The organism is Streptomyces sp. NPDC048291, assembly GCF_043201715.1.
Classification (GTDB): Bacteria; Actinomycetota; Actinomycetes; order Streptomycetales; family Streptomycetaceae; genus Streptomyces.
The window spans coordinates 1-17407 of record NZ_JBICZC010000022.1 but is presented as its reverse complement, the minus strand read 5'-3'; the positions used below and the strand labels follow the sequence as shown (position 1 = coordinate 17407).

Genomic DNA, 17407 nt, shown 5'->3' with positions numbered 1-17407 from the left:
GGCTGCGTGCCTGAACTCGCTGGTCGTGCCCGTGCACGACTTCCCGACTCCCGCCCCGGCAAGGGGCGTTCGTATGGAGCTTTGGACATGAGACCCATGCTGCCGTTCCGTCCCCACACCACCAGACGCACGAGCAGGTCCTGGCTTGCCCGGACCGCCGTCACCGCCGCGTTCGCCCTGCTGCCCGGGCTGCTCAGCCCCCTGAGCGCAGTCGCCCAGGGCGCACAGCCACTGGGCCGTCCCGACGCCCCCAAACAGGTGTCGGTCAAGACGGTTCCGCTGAAGCCGAAGCAGACCGCGGCCTCCCGCGCCGTCGCCCGGCAGGCTGCAGCCAACGCGAAGGCCGCCCAGCGGTCCCGGCGAGAGCAGGACGTCAAGGTAGTGTGGCCGACCGCCGCCACCGCCACTCTCAGCACCTCAACCAAGGCGGCCGGACACGCGAAGGCCGGCTCCCTGCCTGTGTCCCTGGCCGTCTCCACGGCGAAGAACGCAGTGCGCACGGCGAAGGTGCGGGTGCTGAGCCGCGCACAGACGCAGGCCCTCGGCGTCAAGGGCGTCGCCCTGGCCGTCACCGCCCCCCGCGCCGGTGGGACGGCCGACCTCGGTGTCGACTACTCCTCGTTCGCTGCGGCCTACGGCGGCGACTGGGCCGGACGCCTTCAGGTGCTGCGTCTGCCGGACTGCGCCCTCACCCACCCCGGCAAGGCCGCCTGCCGCAGCGGGAAGACCCTGCCCTACACCAACGACCGCGACGGGCAGACCCTTCAGGCCCGCCTCACCTTCAGTACCACGTCCGCCCAGGCCACCGGGCAGACCATGCTGCTGGCCCTCGCCGCAGGGGCCAAGTCCGGCGGCGGCGACTACAAGGCCACCCCGCTGTCCGCGTCGTCTACCTGGGAAGCCGGCAACTCCTCCGGCACGTTCACCTGGAACTACCCGCTGAAAGCACCGCCGGCCGCGGCGGGCCCGGCTCCCGACCTCGCCATCTCGTACGACTCCGGCAGCGTGGACGGCCGCACGGCCAACACCAACAACCAGGGCAGCCAGATCGGCGAGGGCTTCGACCTGACCTCCTCCTACGTCGAGCGCAAGTACGCCTCCTGCGACGACGACGGTGAGGACGGCAAGTACGACCAGTGCTGGAAGTACGACAACGCATCCCTCGTCCTCAACGGCAAGGCCACCGAGCTCGTCAAGAACGACAGTGACGGAACCTGGCACCTGAAGGACGACGACGCCTCGGTCGTCACGCACTCCACCGGCGCCGACAACGGCGACGACGGCGACAGCGACATCGACGGCAAGGGGGAGTACTGGACCGTCATCACCAGCGACGGCACCAAGTACGTCTTCGGCCTCAACAAGCTCGCCGGCGCGGACACCGAACGCACCAACAGCGTGTGGACCACTCCCGTCTTCGGCAACAACAAGGGAGAGCCCGGCTTCAGCAGTGGCACCTCCCTGAGCGGGCGTGTCAAGACGCAGGCCTGGCGGTGGAACCTCGACTATGTCGAGGACACCCACGGCAACGCCATGTCCTACTGGTACACCGCCGAGACCAACAACTACGACACCCTCGGCGACGACAGCACCGGCACCAAGTACACCCGCGGCGGCTACCTCAACAAGATCCTCTACGGTCAGCGCGCAGGCGTCCTGTTCTCCGGCAGCCCCGCCGCGTCCAACAAGATCTCTTTCACGTACTCCGAACGGTGCATCCGCGACGACGACGGCTGCGACTCGCTAACCGCCTCCACCAGCCAGCACTGGCCGGACGTACCCTTCGACGCGATCTGCGCCGACGGTGACAAGTGCACGGGCAACATCGGGCCCACGTTCTTCACCCGCAAGCGACTCACCAGCATCACCACCTACGCGTGGAATGCGGCCCTCACCCCGAGCGCCGACTTCCAGGCCGTGGACTCATGGAAGCTGACCCAGACCTATCAGGAGGCTGGCGAGACCGGTGACTCCGCCGACCAGTCGCTGTGGCTGCAGTCCATCCAGCACACCGGCGAGCACGGCACCGCACTCTCCACCCCGCCGATCACGTTCATCAACGAATTCTTCAACAACCGGGTCGACGCCAGTGACGACAGCATCCTGCCTCTGGCCAAGCCCCGGCTCGTCGGCATCACCACCGAGACCGGCGCCGTCATCTCCGTCAACTACGCCGAACCCGACTGCGTCGCCGGCGAGACCATGCCCCGCCCGGACCAGAACACCCGCACCTGCTACCCGGTGCTGTGGCGACCGAACGGCGGAGATGTCGACCCGACCCTGGACTGGTTCCAGAAATACCCGGTCACTGCCGTCAGCACCAGCGACCCGACCGGCGCCTCCGGCATCATCACCGACACCTACCAGTACTCCGGCGGCGGCGCCTGGCACTACGACGACGACCCCCTGACCCCCGAGAACCAGCGCACCTGGTCCATCTGGCGCGGCTTCGCCAAGGTCACCCACCTCACCGGCCCCAGCGACAGCACCCAGACCAAGACCGTCACCGTCTACATGCGCGGCATGAACGGCGACCGCCTGCTGAAGTCCGACGGCAAGACCCTGGACCCGGACGCCCGCCGCACCGCCCAGAGCACCGGCATCAAGGCCGACGCGCTCACCGATGCCGACCAGTACGCCGGCTTCACCCGTGAGACCGTCACCTACGACGGAACAGCGGAAGTCTCCGGCACCATCAACGACCCCTGGTCGAAGCGGACCGCCACCCAGCACAAGTCCTACGCCGACACCGAGTCGTACTTCGTCCGCACCGCCGCCACCCACGCCCGCACCAACGTCACCAGCTCCAGCACACCCGTCGACCGCACCCGGACGACCGTCACAACGTTCGACGCCTACGGCATGCCGCAAACCCTGGAGGACGACGGCGACGATGCCGTCTCCGGCGACGAGACCTGCACCCGGACCTGGTACGCCCGCAACACCACCGCTGGTCTGACCAAGTTGGTCTCACGCATCCGCATCACGGCCAAGCCCTGCGCGACCCCCGACAGCGACCTCGACCTGCCGGCCGACTCCACCAAGGCCGGCGACGTCATCAGCGACACCGCCACCACCTACGACGCCACCACCGCCTGGACCGCCGACCAGACACCCACCAAGGGCGAGCCGCAGTGGACCGGCCGAGCCGCCGGATACGACAGCAGCGACCAGCCGACCTGGCAGAAGCTCAGCACGACCACGTACGACGCCCTCGGCCGGCCACTGATCGTCAGCGACACCAACGGCGACCAGAGGAGCAAGACCACCTACACCCCCACAGCGGCCGGACCCCTCACCGCCACCGCAGTCGCCGACGCAAAGAGCTACACCACCAACAGCGTCATCGACTTCACCTCCGGCACCGCCACCAAGGTCACCGACCCCAACTCCAAAATCACCGAGACCACCTACGACAGCCTCGGCCGCCTGACCCAGGTCTGGCTTCCCAACAGGCTCCACGCCCTGGGCGCCACCCCCAACTACACCTACGCCTACAACCTGTCGAAGACCTCCGCGTCCTGGGTCTCCACGAGCACCCTCACCCCGACCGCGTCGGGCTACACCACCTCCTACACCCTCTACGACTCACTCCTGCGGGCCAGGGAGACGCAGTCCCCGTCCCCGTCCGGCGGACGCATCGTCGCCCTGACCCAGTACGACACCCGCGGCCTGGTCAAGTCCACGCTCTCGGACATCTGGGACGCGAAGAACGCCCCGTCCAGCTCGCCGGCCACCGTCGAGGGCGGCCAGGCACCCATGCAGGTGGACACCACCTACGACGGCGCTGGCCGCTCCATCTCGGCTGAGGCCAAGGTGAAAGGCGTCCACAAATGGACGACCACCACGACCTATCAGGGTGACCGCGTCATCCAGACCGCCCCGACCGGCGGCCAGGCCGCCTCGACGCTGACCAACGCGCTGGGGCAGACGACCGAGACCCGCGAGTACGCCGCCCCGCAGGCCACCGGCTCCTACAACCACACCCGCTACGCGTACACGCCCGCAGGGCAGCAGAAGACCATCACCGCCCACGACACCAGCGCCTGGTCCTCCACCTACGACCTGTTCGGCCGGCAGACCACCGCCACCGACCCGGACAAGGGCACCACGACCACCCACTACAACACGCTCGACCAGGCCGACTGGACCCTGGATGCGGAGAGCCACAAGCTCCTGTACAAGTACGACATCCTGGGCCGCAAGACCGACCAGTGGCAGACCGACACCACCGACGGCAACAAGCTCGCCCACTGGGACTACGACCAGGTCGCCAAGGGCCAGCAGGACACCGCCACCCGCTACGTCAACGGAGCCACCGGCGACGCGTACGTCCAGAAGACCACGAAATTCGACAACCTCTACAACACCACGTCCACCTCGCTGACCCTCCCGGCCACCGACGCCTTCGCCCAGGCCGGCGTAGGCGGCACAAGCCGGACGCTGACATTCGACGCGACCTACAACGCCGCCAACCTTCCTTCATCCATCGGTGACCCGGCTGTCGCCGGCCTGCCATCGGAAGGCATCACCCCGGCCTACGACACCCTCGGCAACATCAAGACACTCACGGGTAAAACCGGCTACCTGCTCGGCACGGCCTACTCGGAATTCGGTGATCTGACGACGCTGACGCTGGGCACTGACTCCACCAGCTCAGCTCCCAAGGCGTACCTCAACTACGCCTACGAGACCGGCACCCGCCGCCTCAACAGGGCCTACATCACCGACGACACCCACGGCTACATGCCGCAGGACCTCAACTACACCCAGGACGACGCCGGCAACGTCACCTCCATCAGCGACGCGGCCACCCTCGCAGGCACCGGCAAGACCGACAACCAGTGCTTCACCTACGACGGCTACCGCCGCCTCACTGAAGCCTGGACCCCGCAGACTACCGACTGCACGACCACCGGCCTCACCACCGCAAGCCTCGGCGGCGCCGCCCCCTACTGGACCTCGTACACCTACACGACGGCCGGCCAGCGCGATACCGAAACTCAGCACCTGGCCACCGGCAACCAGAGCACTGACTACACCTACGGCACCGCTACCGGCCAGCCGCACCCCCTCAACAGCACAACCGGCGCGAAGAGCGCCACCTACACATACGACAAGACCGGCAACACCACCCACCGCCCCGGAGCCACCGCCACCCAGACACTGGCCTGGAACAGCGAGGACGAACTCGCCAGCGTCACCGAGGGCACCAAGAAGACCAACTACCTCTACGACGCCGACGGCAACCTTCTCATCCGCAGCGCGACCGGAGACGGCGAAAGCGTCCTCTACCTCGGCGACACCGAAGTCCACCTCACCGTCAAGGGCACCACCAAGACCCTGACAGGCCTCCGCTACTACACCGCAGGCGGCCAGACCATCGCGGTCCGCACCGCGACCTCCGGATCGAGCACCACCAAACTCACCTTCCTCGCCAACGACCCGCACGGCACCGCATCCGTCGCACTCGACTCCAGCACCTGGGCGATCACCAAGCGTTACACCAGCCCCTTCGGCGCCTCCCGTGACACCACCACAGTCGCCTGGCCCGACGACAAGGGCTTCCTCGGCAAACCCACCGACACATCGACAGGCCTGACCCACCTCGGCGCCCGCGAATACGACCCGTCCACCGGCCAGTTCATCAGCGTCGACCCACTGCTCACCCTGGACCAGCACCAGTCCCTCAACGGCTACAGCTACGGGAACAACAACCCGGTCACGGCCAGCGACCCCGACGGAAAAGGCGCCTGTCTTCAGGACGGCCCGTGCGGTGGCATCAAGTCGATCGAGGAAATCGCCAAGAAGCAAAAGGCCAAGTATCCGGAGCAGTACGACGGGATCGACGACACCACCGGCCAGCCCATCGGTCAATCGACGACCTCCAACGACAACGGGGGCGGCGGCTTCACCGGCTGGCTGAAGGGCGCGGTGGACACGGCCCTCAACTACGGCACCTCCATCTTCACTCAGCCAGAGATCTGGTGGGGCGCGGCTGAAACCGGCGGCAGCCTGGCCCTGATGGGTATCAGCACCCAAGCCGCCGAGTATGGCGTCGGCCTTTGCCTCAGCGGAGTCGGCTGCTTTGCCGGCGCCCCCATCGCTGCCGCCGGCGTGGCTGGCATAGGGGTGAGCACATTCGGCGTCAAGGACGGCATTGGGCGCATTGACGACGGGCTGGGGACGGCACTCAGAGAAGCCGATACGAAGTCTGGCAGCGGCGGCGGTGTCACTGTCAGCGATGAAGAGGGCGTTGATGCCGCCAAGGCCGCAAAAAACAAATTCGATAAGCCTGGCGGAACCAACGGTGCACTTTACGTCGAAGGATACGATGACCCTGTAGCTATCTCTTCAGGGCAACAGAATACCCCGAGCTCATACATCAAACCTCCCGGCATCAACGACATCAACAAAGAACATGCAGAGACTCACGCGGTCGGCCTGATGCGGGCCAAGGGGTGGTCCAACGCCCACCTCTACATCGACAACAGTCATATATGCGGCTCATGCATGGATCGCCTGAACAGAATGCTGCCGAGTAACGCGACACTGCGTGTAACCTACTACAACAAAGCAAAGGGATACGTGACGGAAACCTTCGGGGCGAAAAGCTAGCCACACTCTTCCCATTCTGCAGGCAGGTCACCAGGGGAAATTGGTGAATCAGTTCTGCCGTCCGGAATGCTGAGAGCGCCCCACCATTTGTATGGTGGGGCGCTCTCAGCATTCCGGATACGGAATTCTGCAAGATGCTTTACCCTGGGGTCGTCGCTGAGGCTCAGGCGTGAATCTGGGTGTGCCGAAAATCATCCAGCTCAAACGTGACTGGAATCGAGCTGCCAAGCTAAACCTGATGGGTTACCGGAGCGACTCCGTTAGAACCAGTCGCCCGGGATCGATTCCAGGTGAGAAAGTGAAGAAGGCGTGGTGGCGCCGAACTGCACTCCGCTGAATCCAGCTTCATTTTCCAATGCAGCTCCCCCCTCCATTGCGGGCCCAACTACCGCAATCAGGTTATCGCTCATGAAAACCCGGTAATTCGGTGCCGGCCAGTTCCATCCATTGGTTGCAACCTCGGTCAGGGGCGCTAGGGCGTCAGTCATCCATGAATTCTCGACGGAATCACAATACCGTCGAACCGGTGCCCCGTATGCGGCTTCCATGATTGCGTTATGCGTCAGAAATTCAGAAAGGCTTTCGGGAAGCTTGACCCATCCCTCATATCGGCGCCCTTCGTACACGTTAGCCGCCGAGTCGAGCGCCCAGATGGCGTTCGCGGGATCGGCAAGGAAGATGGCCTTGTCGTCACGGAACGCGACTTCATCAAGAGGGGTAAATTCTTTTACCGCCATAACGCGGTCGGACCACTGACTGGTGAGCTCGTGCCATGCGCGCAGGGGTTCCGGTAGGTCGGGTCGGGCGACTGCGCGTGTTGCCGACCTATCCGGCATTCCGTGCCACTTGGTGAGGAACTGCTCAAGGTCGACATCTGACAGATCGATCATGAAGTCATTATGGCATGCGATGGGGTGCTTAAATCACGCAGTGCACATAATCCTGTATGGAAATTCAGGAGGCCGCCAATATGGCATTTTGTCATGGACGCTTCGCGATCCATCCTCGTGCTCGACCTTTCGATGATGGGTGCGGTTCCTCCGAAGGGAAAGTTTGAGCTGGGGAAAGGCTGAGCGGGGCTGTGCTGGGGGCTGCTCGTCTCTACCGTGGTGGTGGAGGAGTAGCGGATGGGCTCGCTGTTCGAGGAGTTGGGCGCGCGCGAGGCGGCTGCCCGGGTGCGGGTGGAGGAGCTCGAAGCCGAGCTCGCCGCGTTGTCCGGGAGACTGGGCGTCCTTTCCCGCCCAGGGCGCGGGCGATGACGAGCGCGGTGGGGAAGCCACCGATCACCAGGGTGAGGTGGGCGAGTCCGTGGCGGGCGGCGGGGGCGAGGCGGCCCCGGCCTGCATGCGCCCGCGCGCGAGGTCGGGCTTCCCTGGGATTGCGGTGGGCCTTGGCCCGGTAGTGCGGGGCATGGGCTACAGGTCGTCGAGGTCTGGAACTTCAGCGTAATTCCCCAACAGCAGCGTCAACTTCCCCACGCGTGTGTTCGAGCCCGGTGCCCACGTCGTGCATCGGGTCCTGTGCGGGTGGTGGTCAGTCCCACCAGCCGTCGCCGGCGTGCCAGCGTTGCACCCATTCCAGGAAGCTGACCGCCTCCGGCATCGGATACGGGCAGGCGCCGGCGTCGGTGACCACTCAGATCCTGCCTTGCTGGGCACCGGTTACGACCAGGACCCAGTAGGAGGGGCCGTCGTCGGTACAGAGCACGATGGAGCCGTGGTCGTAGACGTCCACGACGCGCTCAGTATGGTCCTCGGCCAAGGGGTCGTCTTCTCAGGCCCAGGCCTCCTGGAGCGGGAACGGGGCAGCGGGATCGCGGTCCCTGTCGTACGGGCCAGTCCGGTGGGAGCCAGCCCAGAGGGAGAAGGTCGTCGTCGTGCGGCGGTCCGAGGGACGACCCGGTGGCCGTACCAGTCGGCGATGCGGCGCCGGGCGATCACGAAGAGAGGCGCGATCTCGTCCGCGTATCCCTGCCAGGAAACGCAGAAGTACGCCACGCACACTTGCTGGCGGATGTCCGCCACGACTGTCTCGCCGCGGACCCGGCGGCCCACGCAGCCGGTCAGCCGAGGGTGCTGGGCGCGGTAGACAGCCAGCCTCGGATCCCCCGTCGCCGGATACTGCTCGGTCGGCCTCGGTCCCGCTGCGCCGGCCATGCTTCCGTGAGCCCGGACTCCCCTCGCTCGGATCTCCTCACCCAACAGGGCACCCGGCAGCCGCCAAACGGGTACCCGCGTCCCAACAGGCGCGGGGGAGAGGCGAGATTCCTGTGCGGTGCGGGAGAGCCGCTTGAGAGCGACGTACTGTACGGCCCGGACGCGTGGGCGGCTGGACGCAGGCGGCGCGTCTCCCGCTACGTTGCACTCCTGGAGTCGTGCGAGGACCTCGGCCGAGCGGGGCCCGCGGCCTGGCCGGCCGAGAAGTCAGGGATCAGGAGTGAGGGGTGGTGATGCGAGCCCAGACGATCTTTCCGCCGGAGTGGGTCCTGGCGTAGCCCCACTGGCTGGTCAGGGCATCGACGATGACCAGTCCCCGGCCCGTCGGGGCCAGGTATTCCGGTGAACGGCACGAAGGGGGAGTAGGGGGAGCGGGGCTGGGATCGGTGACGGCGCAGACCACTGTGCCGCCAGTGTGGGCCATGCCGAGCCAGGCCTTGGCCTGTCCGCCGCGCTTGGGCAGCGCGTGCTGCACGGCGTTGACGGTGAGTTCGTTGACCACGTTCGTCAGGTCGTCGGCGTAGGTGCGCAGACCCCAGCCAGCGATGGTCTCGCGGGCGAAACGGCGGATGCCCTGGACGCTTTCGGGGTCCCGGCTGAATGCGTGGGCTGCGAAATCGGCCGTGCTGATACCCAGCGCAAGTCCCCAGTCCAACGGTCCGGAGTATGCCAGAAGGGTATTTCCCGGTCCGTGAGTGGCAGATGAAAAGCGGATAGCTGGTTCGGCCGCCTGGACCGGTGCTGTCGCCGCGTGTGCCGGCACTGTTCATCCCCCCGAAGACGTCCAGTTCAAGGGCCGCGGATCTGTGCCCTGACTGGTTAGTATCTGCCGCGCCCCACCCCGGATGCAATTGCATCGGTGACTTGCATCCGAACGGGACGGGATGGGAACTCTTGTACTTGGCAAGAGGATCGGTATGGGGCAGGGATGAGCAGAATTCGGGCAGAATCGAAAGGGGGCGGTCACGGTGCGGATAGTCAACGGTGTCCCGGCCGGTGCACTGTGCGGTGTGACGTGGCTGAAAAGCCGTCACAGCACGGCGGACGGCAACTGTGTCGAAGTGGCCCTGCTGGCGGGAGGCGACGTGGCCATGCGCAACTCCCGGGACCCGCACGGACCTGCGCTGGTGTACACGCAGGCTGAGATGGCCGCCTTCATCGCGGGGGTGAAGGAAGGTGAGTTCGACGTAATCGCCAGCTAACGCCAGGCAGAAACAGCCCAATTGGGGGCATGCCCGGTGGCATCCTGCGAGACTGACGCTCGTCGTCCGTCCGTCACAGGAGACCCAATGCCCGCGTCCACCCGCCTGGTTGATGCCCCCACGCTGGAGTACTACCTCGCTGTCTCCGCCCGCAGCCCGGTCGCGGTGCGCCTGGTGCTGGGCCATCTGCTGCGCACGCTGCGCAAGGGGGCCGGGATCGACGCGGAGACGGCGGGCCGTGTCATCCGCGGCTCGGAAGCCAAGATCTCCCGGATGGAACGCGCCCTGGTCACCTGCAAACCGGACGATGTCCGCGACCTGCTCACCCTCTACGGGGTCACCGACTCCCAACTGCTGCTCAGTTTCGAGGAGATGGTGCGCATCTCACGCCAGCCCGGCTGGTGGCACCGCTTCGACGGGGTGCTGCCCGACTGGGCCGGGAAGCTGATCGGCCTGCAGGAGGCCGCTTCCGCCATCCGTACCTACGAGGTCCAGCTGGTGCCCGGCCTGCTGCAGACGCCGGCCTACACCGAAGCGGTCATCCGCCAGGCCTACCCCGACGCCTCGCAGAACGAGGTCGACACCCGGGTGGAGCTGCGCAGGATCCGCCAGCACCTGCTCGGTCGCGAGGACGCGCCCCTCTTGTGGGCGATCCTGGACGAGGCCGTACTGCGCAGGCCCATGGGCGGCGAGCAGGTCATGCACGAGCAGCTGCGCCATCTGATGGCCATGGCCCAGCTCGAGCACATAACGCTGCAGGTCGCGCCGTTCAACCGGCCCGGCTGCATCGCGGGCGGCTTCCCGGTCACCCATCTGCGCTTCGAACTGCCCGCCCTGCCGGACATCGTCTACCTCGAGCAGCTGCGGGACGCCGAGTACCTCGGCAAGCCCGACGAGACCGATCACTACCGCTGCGTCCTGGACGGCCTGGCCCAGGCCGCACTGTCCCCGCAGGAAAGCCTCGAACTGCTCGAGTACACCCTCAGCTGAACAGCCAGGCTCCCTCCGGGACATCACCCGGCTGCACCATCGCCACACCCCCGTACTCGGCCCACAGCCGGCTGCCGCCGCCCGCCGTGCGGTCGCTGCCCGGCCGCCACCGCCGTACATCGACCAGCCCCGGCGCAAGCGGCCGCAGCGGGCGGAAGAAAGGGGCGACCTCGTCGCGTGAGCGCACCTGCCCCCACCGGCCGCCCGCCGCCTCACCCAGCAGCCCCCCGGTCCGCTGCCGCACCTTTGGGTCCTCGCTGACCGGTTGGCTGGCCGCGACGAGACTTCCCGGCGCCAGCACCCCGGCCGTCTGCTCCAGCACCCGCTGGGGGCCGGCGGGGCCGGGGACCGTCTGCAGCGCGGACACGAACAGCACCGCCACCGGCAGTGCCAGGTCGATCAGGACGCCCGCCGCCGGGCCCGTCAGCAGCTCCGCCGCCTGCGCGGGCCCGGCGTGCAGGACCAGGGTCCGCCGCGGCTGCTCCCACAGGGCCCGGGCATGGGTCAGCACCAGCGGATCGTCGTCCGCATAGACGACCCGGCAGCGTGCACTGACGCTCTGTGCGATCTGGTGCACGCCCACCTGAGTGGGCAGCCCCGTACCGAAGACCACGAACTGGCGGATGCGGTGCTCACGTGCCAGATGGCTGGTGGCCCGCAGCAGGAACCGGTGCGCCGCCTGCGCGACGTCCCTCGCCTGTGGAACGATCCTCAGAAGCTGCTCGCCGGCCCTGCGGTCGGCCGGGTAGTGGTCCTTGCCGCCTAACAGGTAGTTGTTCATCCGGGCGAGGTTCGGTGCGGCGACGTCGATGACGTGCGACCGCTGCACCCGCCCGCGCTCCAATGCGGCACCCCACCCCGTCCGGCACCGTGCAGCACGCTGCGTGCTGCACGGACTCCATGGTAGAAACCCCGGCCCGCCCGGGATGGTTCTTCGTCGAATCACTTACCCGCTGCTGACGCACACGGCAGAATGACCGCTTGCACCGGCGCACCCAACCTCAGGAGGCCGCGCCCGCGCGCGGACGTGCGCCAGCCAGTGGCCGGCGCTACCGGTCGGACAGTGCCCGCTTGGCCAGCTCCCGCTGTGCCATCAGCAGCTGGGAGGCGACCGCGGGTGCCTCCACACCCATCAGCTCCGCCGCCCGCTGCTCGCTCAGGCTCAGCCGGCAGCGCAGGATCAACGCGTCCGCCTGACCCGGCGGCAGCATCCGGTGCATGGCGTCGGCCGCCTGCGCGGAAGGCGGCGCCGTGCGCTCCGGCACGGCCGAGGAGACCAGCGCGTTCAGCAGCCGCCACGCCACGGCGGCGGGCCGGGGACTGCTGATGACGGCCGGCCAGATCGTGGCGAGCTGTCCGAGGGCGGCCTGCACCACCCGTCGGCTCATCCACGCGTCCTGCACCCGCTCACGGGCGTAGCGCAGGTAGTCCTCCTGGTGCAGCTGGCAGAACGCCGTGTACTCCAGCGGCAGAACGAGCTCGATCACCGGTGAACGGGCGTCGTCCGGGCCCAGCGGAGGTGACGTTGCCTTAACGGGCGGCTCGCCGCGCCGCCGTAAGGACATATACATGGCACCTCCTCGGTCCAGGCGTGAGTGATGTCAGTCGGTTGCGGGACGGGCCGCGGGAAGAGGGCGGGGGACCTCCTGCGGGTCAAGGCAGAGCAGGAACGTGTAGTGGACGGCCTCCCACAGCGGCCGCACGTCCGCCGGCGAGCCGCCCAAGGCGGTGACCAGTGCGGAGGTCTGCTCCCAGCCCGGGATCATCTCACCGTTCAGGATCTCGCTGATCGTCCGGGCGCTCAGTGCGCCGTGGGAGGCCTGACGGATCACGCCGGGCTGCGGGCGTCCCGCGGCCAGATGCAGTCCGCGCAGTACCGCCTGCAGGCGTGCCATGGTGTCGGGCACCGCGTGCCGGGCCGGCGGGACCAGCCCGTGGGCGCTCTCGAACAGCACACTCAGCTCGGCCGCGTCCTCGTTGAACAGCTCGGCCAGCGAGCACACCACCGGCCAGGTCGGCTTGCGTTCCCCGGAAAGGATGCGCGAGATGTACGACGGTGACAGCGAGGTCTGCTCTGCCACCTCCCTGATCGTCAGGTCGCTGGCCCGGTACAGATGAGACAGCGCCGAGGCCAGCTTCGCCGACGCTCGCTCGGCCGCCTTCGACAGCGGTCGCCCGCCCCCCGGGTCCGCCGGATCCGTCCCTTCCACCAGCGGTGCCGACGGCTGGCGCACGGCCGCCCGCTGCACCGCCCGCTGCTCCAGGCGTTCGCGCACCCTGTTCTCGGGCCAGCGCGTGCGCGCCGTCGTCGCACTGACCCGGGCGGCCTCGGCGACCTGGTCCCAGCTCGCCCCCCGGTTGCGGGCGTCCTGCACCGCGGCGGCCGCGTAGTGGTCCAGTTCGCGGCCGAGTTCGTTCGCGCAGTGCAGCAGCTCCATGAGAGACCGTCCGTCGTACTCGGCCTCCAGCAACGCCGCGGACAATGCCTGCACGTCCTCGGCGATGCCCTGGCCCAGGGGGAGCGCGCTGCGGGTCCGCTGCTGTCCGAGCCGGCCGTCCCGCTCACGCTGCGCCCTGCGCCGGCAGCCGATGCTGCAGTACTCCTTCTTCCGGCCCGGACCGCTGGTCTGGGCGAACCGCTCCTTGCAGTAGCGGCAGCGGTCATAGCGGGGACTGGTGCCCGCCATCCTTTCCTCCCACGTGCTGTGACGGTTTCTCCCCCTCGGGTGCGCGGACTTGTTGCCCACCCGGAAGAGGAACTCGCTGTTCCCGAACTCGTACTGGCGGCTGCCGCCCCACCGCATGGCGGCCCGCCTGCTGGCGCACCGCCATGCCGGGGGACCGCTCAGCTCAGCCGAACACGCTGGTAGTGGCACCGCGACTGGCGCATGGCCACCGTCAGTCCGGCGACCAGCACAGTGGTCGCCGGTGCCTGCCACCAGCCCCGGATCAGGATCAGGGGCAACACGAGGAGAGCCAGAAACGCGCCCGCCTGCACCGTGACAGTCCAGACACTCGTGGTACGGGTTTCGGGCCTGCGAGGGCGCGGAATGCTAGCGTCGTCGCGAGTTGCCGCCCTGATGAGGGCGGCTGCAGAAAACGGATCAAGCACCGGGAGTTTTCCTTCCTCTTCTTGGTCTTGTCGCAAGAGGGGCCCCGGAGTCGGTAGCGAGCCTGCCCGGGGTTTCCTCGCGTCAACGGAACGTAGTGCCTCCGTCACGCCCCGCGCTATATAAACGCTTCATCGCGCAAAGTTCGAATGTCACGATGGTGACAAATTGCAGGACAGCGGCGATTCGAACAACTGCCTTTTTTCATTTCCGACCGCATGCGCTCGCAAATGGAAGAGGCTGATCGGCTTGATGACTTCCTGCATCAATACCCGGTAACGGCCCCTGAATCGGGGCACGTCCATATGGCCCGCCCCGCCGGCGCGCCCCCTTCCCGCTGCATGAACCGCGGACCGGCGACCCTCCGCGAGGCCGCCACCGCCAACCGTCGACGCCCCTCGCTGGCGCGCAGCCGGCTGGACGTACTGCGCGCTCGACCGCCCCTGACGCCAAAGCTCCGGCTGGACGGGGGAAGCCAGCCGGGGCCGTGGGGTAGTGGTGTACGGAGGGCGGTCGCCTCTCGGCGAGGTGCTCCATGGGGCATCAGTCGAACGATCGTCCCCATAGGCTGTGAGGCCCGGGTCAGGTCGGGGTCAGCCGGTGAGGGGCCGCCCGTGCGCGTCGATCGGGGCGGGAAGCGTGCGGAGCCGCTCTGTCAGAGCGCTCGCGTCCGCGGCGGCGTGGCTGGTGAGCATGTTGGCCAGGCGGGAGAGCCGGGCGCGGGCGGTGGAGCGGAGTCGGGCGGCGGGGACGCGGTCGAGGACGTCGTGAGCCCGCTGGGCGGCGTCCCGGGCGGTACCGGACGCTTCGGCCTGGGCCAGGACGAGGGCGGCCGCGGCCCAACCGGGGGTGCCGCTCGTGCATTGGGCGAGCGAGGATTCGGCACGGGCCCGGGCGTCGGCGGCCCGGCCGAGGGCGAGGTAGGCCTCCGCTTGGTGCAGGGCGAGTTCGGCGGCGTCGAACCCGAACCGGCCCGGGGCCTCGGGTTCGTCAGCCGCATCGAGTTCGTCCAGCGCGGTGGCAAGGGCACTGTCTGCCTCGTTGCCGCGGCCGGCGGCCGCGAGGGCGGGCAGCAGCGCCCACGCATACAGCTGTGCACGGCCGCGCCCGGGCGCGGCCATGGCGGCTCCCCGCTCGGCGTGCTCGACGGCCGCATCCACGCGCCCGGAAGCACGGTCGACCATGCTCTGCGCGCCCCAGGCCCATGCCTCAAGCCTGCGGTCACCCGTCCGTGCCCCGTATGCCGCGGCGGTGGCCAGGTGAACGCGGGCCCCGCTGGTGTCGTCCAGATGGTAGGCAAGGTTGCCCAGCAGTGCGGACAGCCATCCCACCTGCCGCCGCACACCCTCGCTGTCCGGGCCGGACTTCAGCGCCGGCGTCAGCAGTTGGCGCACGTCGCGGACCTGTTCGAACAACACGTGCGGGGGATGCTTGCTGTAGCCCAGCGCGTAGTGCTCGACGGCTGCTTCGGCCAGGTCGACGACGAGCGGACCGCCCTCGGGGCTGGCGAGGAGTGCCAGGTGCAGGCTCTCGCGTACCGCCGGCAGTCCCGCGTCCGTGGTCATCCGCATCGGCTCCTTGTCGTGCGGGCCGTGCCCGTCGTCGGCGGCGGTGTGATCCCGACCGTACCGGAACATGCCCGGCCCGGATGCCCACCTGCAGCGGTCGAGCCCGAGTTGCTCGGGCCGGGCGCCGTAGGCCTGGCACAGCATCACGGTGTACTCGTCGTCCGGCCACCGTCCCGCATCGTGCTCCCAGCGGCACAGCATCGCGTCCGTCAGACCGCGCGGCCGGAGCCCGGCGGCCGTGTAGAGCGCGGCGACCTGCTCGATGGCGTCCGCCCGTGACCAGCCCAGCGACAGGCGCCAGGCTTCCAGCGCGGTGACCTCCGGCAGCGCCGTGCGGATTTCGGTCACGGTCCGCTCGATGGTGCGGTGGTCGCGCTGGCAGCGCATTCTGATGCGCTGCGCATCGCGCTGGATGGCGGCTCGGCGGGCGCGGGTGACGGTGGCCATGCGATCCCCCGGGGCAGGCACGGACGATGGACCATGCCGTGCTCACGGTATCCGCACACCTGCGCTCCAGGCACGCGTCCGGCATTGCCCGCAACAGTCAATAACCGCCCTGCAGGCGGGCAATGACGAGGCGTCAGCCAGCGGGCCAGGGTGGTGGAGCGGCCGCTTCCCAGGCCGTTTTCCCCACTTCGCAGGAGGGCAGCACCATGCCGACGAACACCGCAATACCCCCGGCCGCGCAGAGGGAGCCCGCCGGTCTCATCCGCAGCCGGCGGGCTATCGTCGCGGCCCGCGGCCGCGGGACGACCCCGTCCGACGGCGGCGGCACCGGCCGGTCCGACGGCAACGACTGACGGACCGGCCGGCGATGACGCAGCTGCGCATCGCGGAGCGTCTGGGCCAGGACGCGTTCCTGGCCCAGACGCTGCACCGCGACTACCGACACGTGCCTGGCGCCCTGTCACCCGCCGAACTCGGCGCCCTGGTCTCCTTCGACATCGTCAACGACTTCCTGGCCCACCACCGCCTCGAGCCGCCCCGCCTGCGTCTGGCCCGCGACGGCGACACGCTTGCCCCGCACCAGTACGCGACGGCCGTCACCACCCGCCGCTCCACGGTGTGGCAGCGCGTCCACCCGGCCGAACTGCACCAGCGGCTCGCCGAGGGCGCCTCCCTCGTTATCGACCAGCTCGACCACCTGCACGAGCCGGTCGGCGACCTCGCCGCCGAACTCGAGAGCTGGCTGCGGGCGCCCGTGCAGGTCAACCTGTACGCGTCCTGGACGGCTGCAGAAGGGTTCGGCACCCACTGGGACGACCACGACGTCGTCGTGGTGCAGGCCGAGGGCGCCAAGCGGTGGCGGCTGTTCGGGCCCACGCGCCACATGCCGCTGCACCGGGACATCGCCGACCCGGAGCCGCCACCCGACGAACCCGTCGCCGAACTGGTCATGCGGCCGGGCGACCTGCTGTATCTGCCGCGCGGCTGGTGGCACGCCGTCACCGCCGACCAGGACACCCACTCCCTGCATCTGACCTGTGGCATCACCCCGCCGCACACCGGCGCCCGCCTGCTGAACTGGCTCGCCGACCAGCTCCTCGCCTCCGACACCTTCCGCCGCGACCTGCCCCTGCACACCGACCAGGCGACGAAGACCCACTTGGGTGCGGCTCTGTCTGAGTGAGTTCCCGCGTCAGGCTTGAAGTGCGTGTATGTGCTGGTCGGGTAAGGGATGGAGTCGTTCGTGCTCTTTCCGC

The 17407-nt window shown here is 68.3% G+C and carries 14 protein-coding genes; 6 read left to right on the top strand and 8 right to left on the bottom strand.

What is annotated here, in order from left to right; all coding sequences use genetic code 11:
* The first annotated feature begins 87 nt into the window (after window positions 1–87).
* The gene (locus tag ACGF5O_RS44675) at window positions 88–6618 is read left to right on the top strand and encodes an RHS repeat-associated core domain-containing protein (protein ID WP_393815697.1); all 6531 of its coding nucleotides are present in this window, start codon (window positions 88–90) and stop codon (window positions 6616–6618) included.
* Between the two features lie 260 nt (window positions 6619–6878).
* Here the strand turns inward: ACGF5O_RS44675 and ACGF5O_RS44670 are convergent, their stop codons facing one another.
* Window positions 6879–7508: a hypothetical protein gene (locus ACGF5O_RS44670; protein ID WP_393815696.1), complete on the bottom strand. Its 630-nt coding sequence runs from the start codon at window positions 7506–7508 to the stop codon at window positions 6879–6881.
* A 237-nt stretch (window positions 7509–7745) separates the two neighbouring features.
* On the opposite strand from ACGF5O_RS44670, the gene ACGF5O_RS44665 reads away from it, so the two are divergent.
* The gene (locus tag ACGF5O_RS44665) at window positions 7746–7877 is read left to right on the top strand and encodes a hypothetical protein (RefSeq protein ID WP_393815695.1); all 132 of its coding nucleotides are present in this window, start codon (window positions 7746–7748) and stop codon (window positions 7875–7877) included.
* 376 nt (window positions 7878–8253) lie between these two features.
* Here the strand turns inward: ACGF5O_RS44665 and ACGF5O_RS44660 are convergent, their stop codons facing one another.
* Together ACGF5O_RS44660 and ACGF5O_RS44655 are read right to left on the bottom strand one after the other, a co-directional pair.
* A complete protein-coding gene (locus ACGF5O_RS44660; RefSeq protein WP_393815694.1) occupies window positions 8254–8379 on the bottom strand; it encodes a hypothetical protein in 126 nt (41 codons plus the stop codon).
* Between the two features lie 669 nt (window positions 8380–9048).
* Entirely contained in the window at window positions 9049–9489 is a 441-nt protein-coding gene (locus tag ACGF5O_RS44655) for an ATP-binding protein (protein ID WP_393815693.1), read from the bottom strand.
* 313 nt (window positions 9490–9802) lie between these two features.
* Between ACGF5O_RS44655 and ACGF5O_RS44650 the strand changes: the two genes are divergently transcribed.
* Both ACGF5O_RS44650 and ACGF5O_RS44645 read left to right on the top strand, forming a co-directional pair.
* On the top strand, window positions 9803–10036 hold the full coding sequence (locus ACGF5O_RS44650; RefSeq protein ID WP_393815692.1) for a DUF397 domain-containing protein: 234 nt from the start codon (window positions 9803–9805) through the stop codon (window positions 10034–10036).
* A gap of 87 nt (window positions 10037–10123) precedes the next feature.
* Complete coding sequence (locus ACGF5O_RS44645; RefSeq protein WP_393815691.1) at window positions 10124–11026, top strand: helix-turn-helix domain-containing protein; 903 nt, start codon at window positions 10124–10126, stop codon at window positions 11024–11026.
* On the opposite strand, the gene ACGF5O_RS44640 is transcribed toward ACGF5O_RS44645, so the two are convergent.
* The 5 genes from ACGF5O_RS44640 to ACGF5O_RS44620 all read right to left on the bottom strand — a co-directional run bounded on the left by ACGF5O_RS44640 (window position 11019) and on the right by ACGF5O_RS44620 (window position 16151).
* Complete coding sequence (locus ACGF5O_RS44640; protein WP_393815690.1) at window positions 11019–11855, bottom strand: SAM-dependent methyltransferase; 837 nt, start codon at window positions 11853–11855, stop codon at window positions 11019–11021. The genes ACGF5O_RS44645 and ACGF5O_RS44640 overlap by 8 nt on opposite strands.
* A 220-nt stretch (window positions 11856–12075) precedes the next feature.
* Window positions 12076–12513, bottom strand: coding sequence for a sigma factor-like helix-turn-helix DNA-binding protein (locus ACGF5O_RS44635; protein WP_393815689.1), 438 nt, complete (start codon window positions 12511–12513; stop codon window positions 12076–12078).
* Window positions 12514–12627: 114 nt separating this feature from the next.
* Window positions 12628–13713: a helix-turn-helix domain-containing protein gene (locus ACGF5O_RS44630; RefSeq protein WP_393815688.1), complete on the bottom strand. Its 1086-nt coding sequence runs from the start codon at window positions 13711–13713 to the stop codon at window positions 12628–12630.
* A gap of 158 nt (window positions 13714–13871) precedes the next feature.
* A complete protein-coding gene (locus tag ACGF5O_RS44625) occupies window positions 13872–13994 on the bottom strand; it encodes a hypothetical protein (RefSeq protein ID WP_393815687.1) in 123 nt (40 codons plus the stop codon).
* A gap of 735 nt (window positions 13995–14729) precedes the next feature.
* Window positions 14730–16151 (bottom strand): Twin-arginine translocation pathway signal, encoded by a 1422-nt coding sequence (locus ACGF5O_RS44620; protein WP_393815686.1) that lies wholly within the window; start codon window positions 16149–16151, stop codon window positions 14730–14732.
* A 206-nt stretch (window positions 16152–16357) separates the two neighbouring features.
* Here ACGF5O_RS44620 and ACGF5O_RS44615 point away from each other — a divergent pair, with 206 nt between their 5' ends.
* A complete protein-coding gene (locus ACGF5O_RS44615) occupies window positions 16358–16504 on the top strand; it encodes a hypothetical protein (protein WP_393815685.1) in 147 nt (48 codons plus the stop codon).
* Between the two features lie 14 nt (window positions 16505–16518).
* Window positions 16519–17334 carry a cupin domain-containing protein gene (locus ACGF5O_RS44610; RefSeq protein ID WP_393815684.1) on the top strand — a complete coding sequence of 272 codons (816 nt, stop codon included), beginning with the start codon at window positions 16519–16521 and terminating at the stop codon, window positions 17332–17334.
* Window positions 17335–17407 lie beyond the last annotated feature (73 nt).

Coding starts and splice junctions, on each gene's coding strand:
- ACGF5O_RS44665 (WP_393815695.1), top strand. CDS start 7,746: ATGGGCTCGCTGTTCGAGGAGTTGGGCGCGCGCGAGGCGGCTGCCCGG.
- ACGF5O_RS44620 (WP_393815686.1), bottom strand. CDS start 16,151: ATGGCCACCGTCACCCGCGCCCGCCGAGCCGCCATCCAGCGCGATGCG.
- ACGF5O_RS44675 (WP_393815697.1), top strand. CDS start 88: ATGAGACCCATGCTGCCGTTCCGTCCCCACACCACCAGACGCACGAGC.
- ACGF5O_RS44630 (WP_393815688.1), bottom strand. CDS start 13,713: ATGGCGGGCACCAGTCCCCGCTATGACCGCTGCCGCTACTGCAAGGAG.
- ACGF5O_RS44615 (WP_393815685.1), top strand. CDS start 16,358: ATGCCGACGAACACCGCAATACCCCCGGCCGCGCAGAGGGAGCCCGCC.
- ACGF5O_RS44610 (WP_393815684.1), top strand. CDS start 16,519: ATGACGCAGCTGCGCATCGCGGAGCGTCTGGGCCAGGACGCGTTCCTG.
- ACGF5O_RS44645 (WP_393815691.1), top strand. CDS start 10,124: ATGCCCGCGTCCACCCGCCTGGTTGATGCCCCCACGCTGGAGTACTAC.
- ACGF5O_RS44670 (WP_393815696.1), bottom strand. CDS start 7,508: ATGATCGATCTGTCAGATGTCGACCTTGAGCAGTTCCTCACCAAGTGG.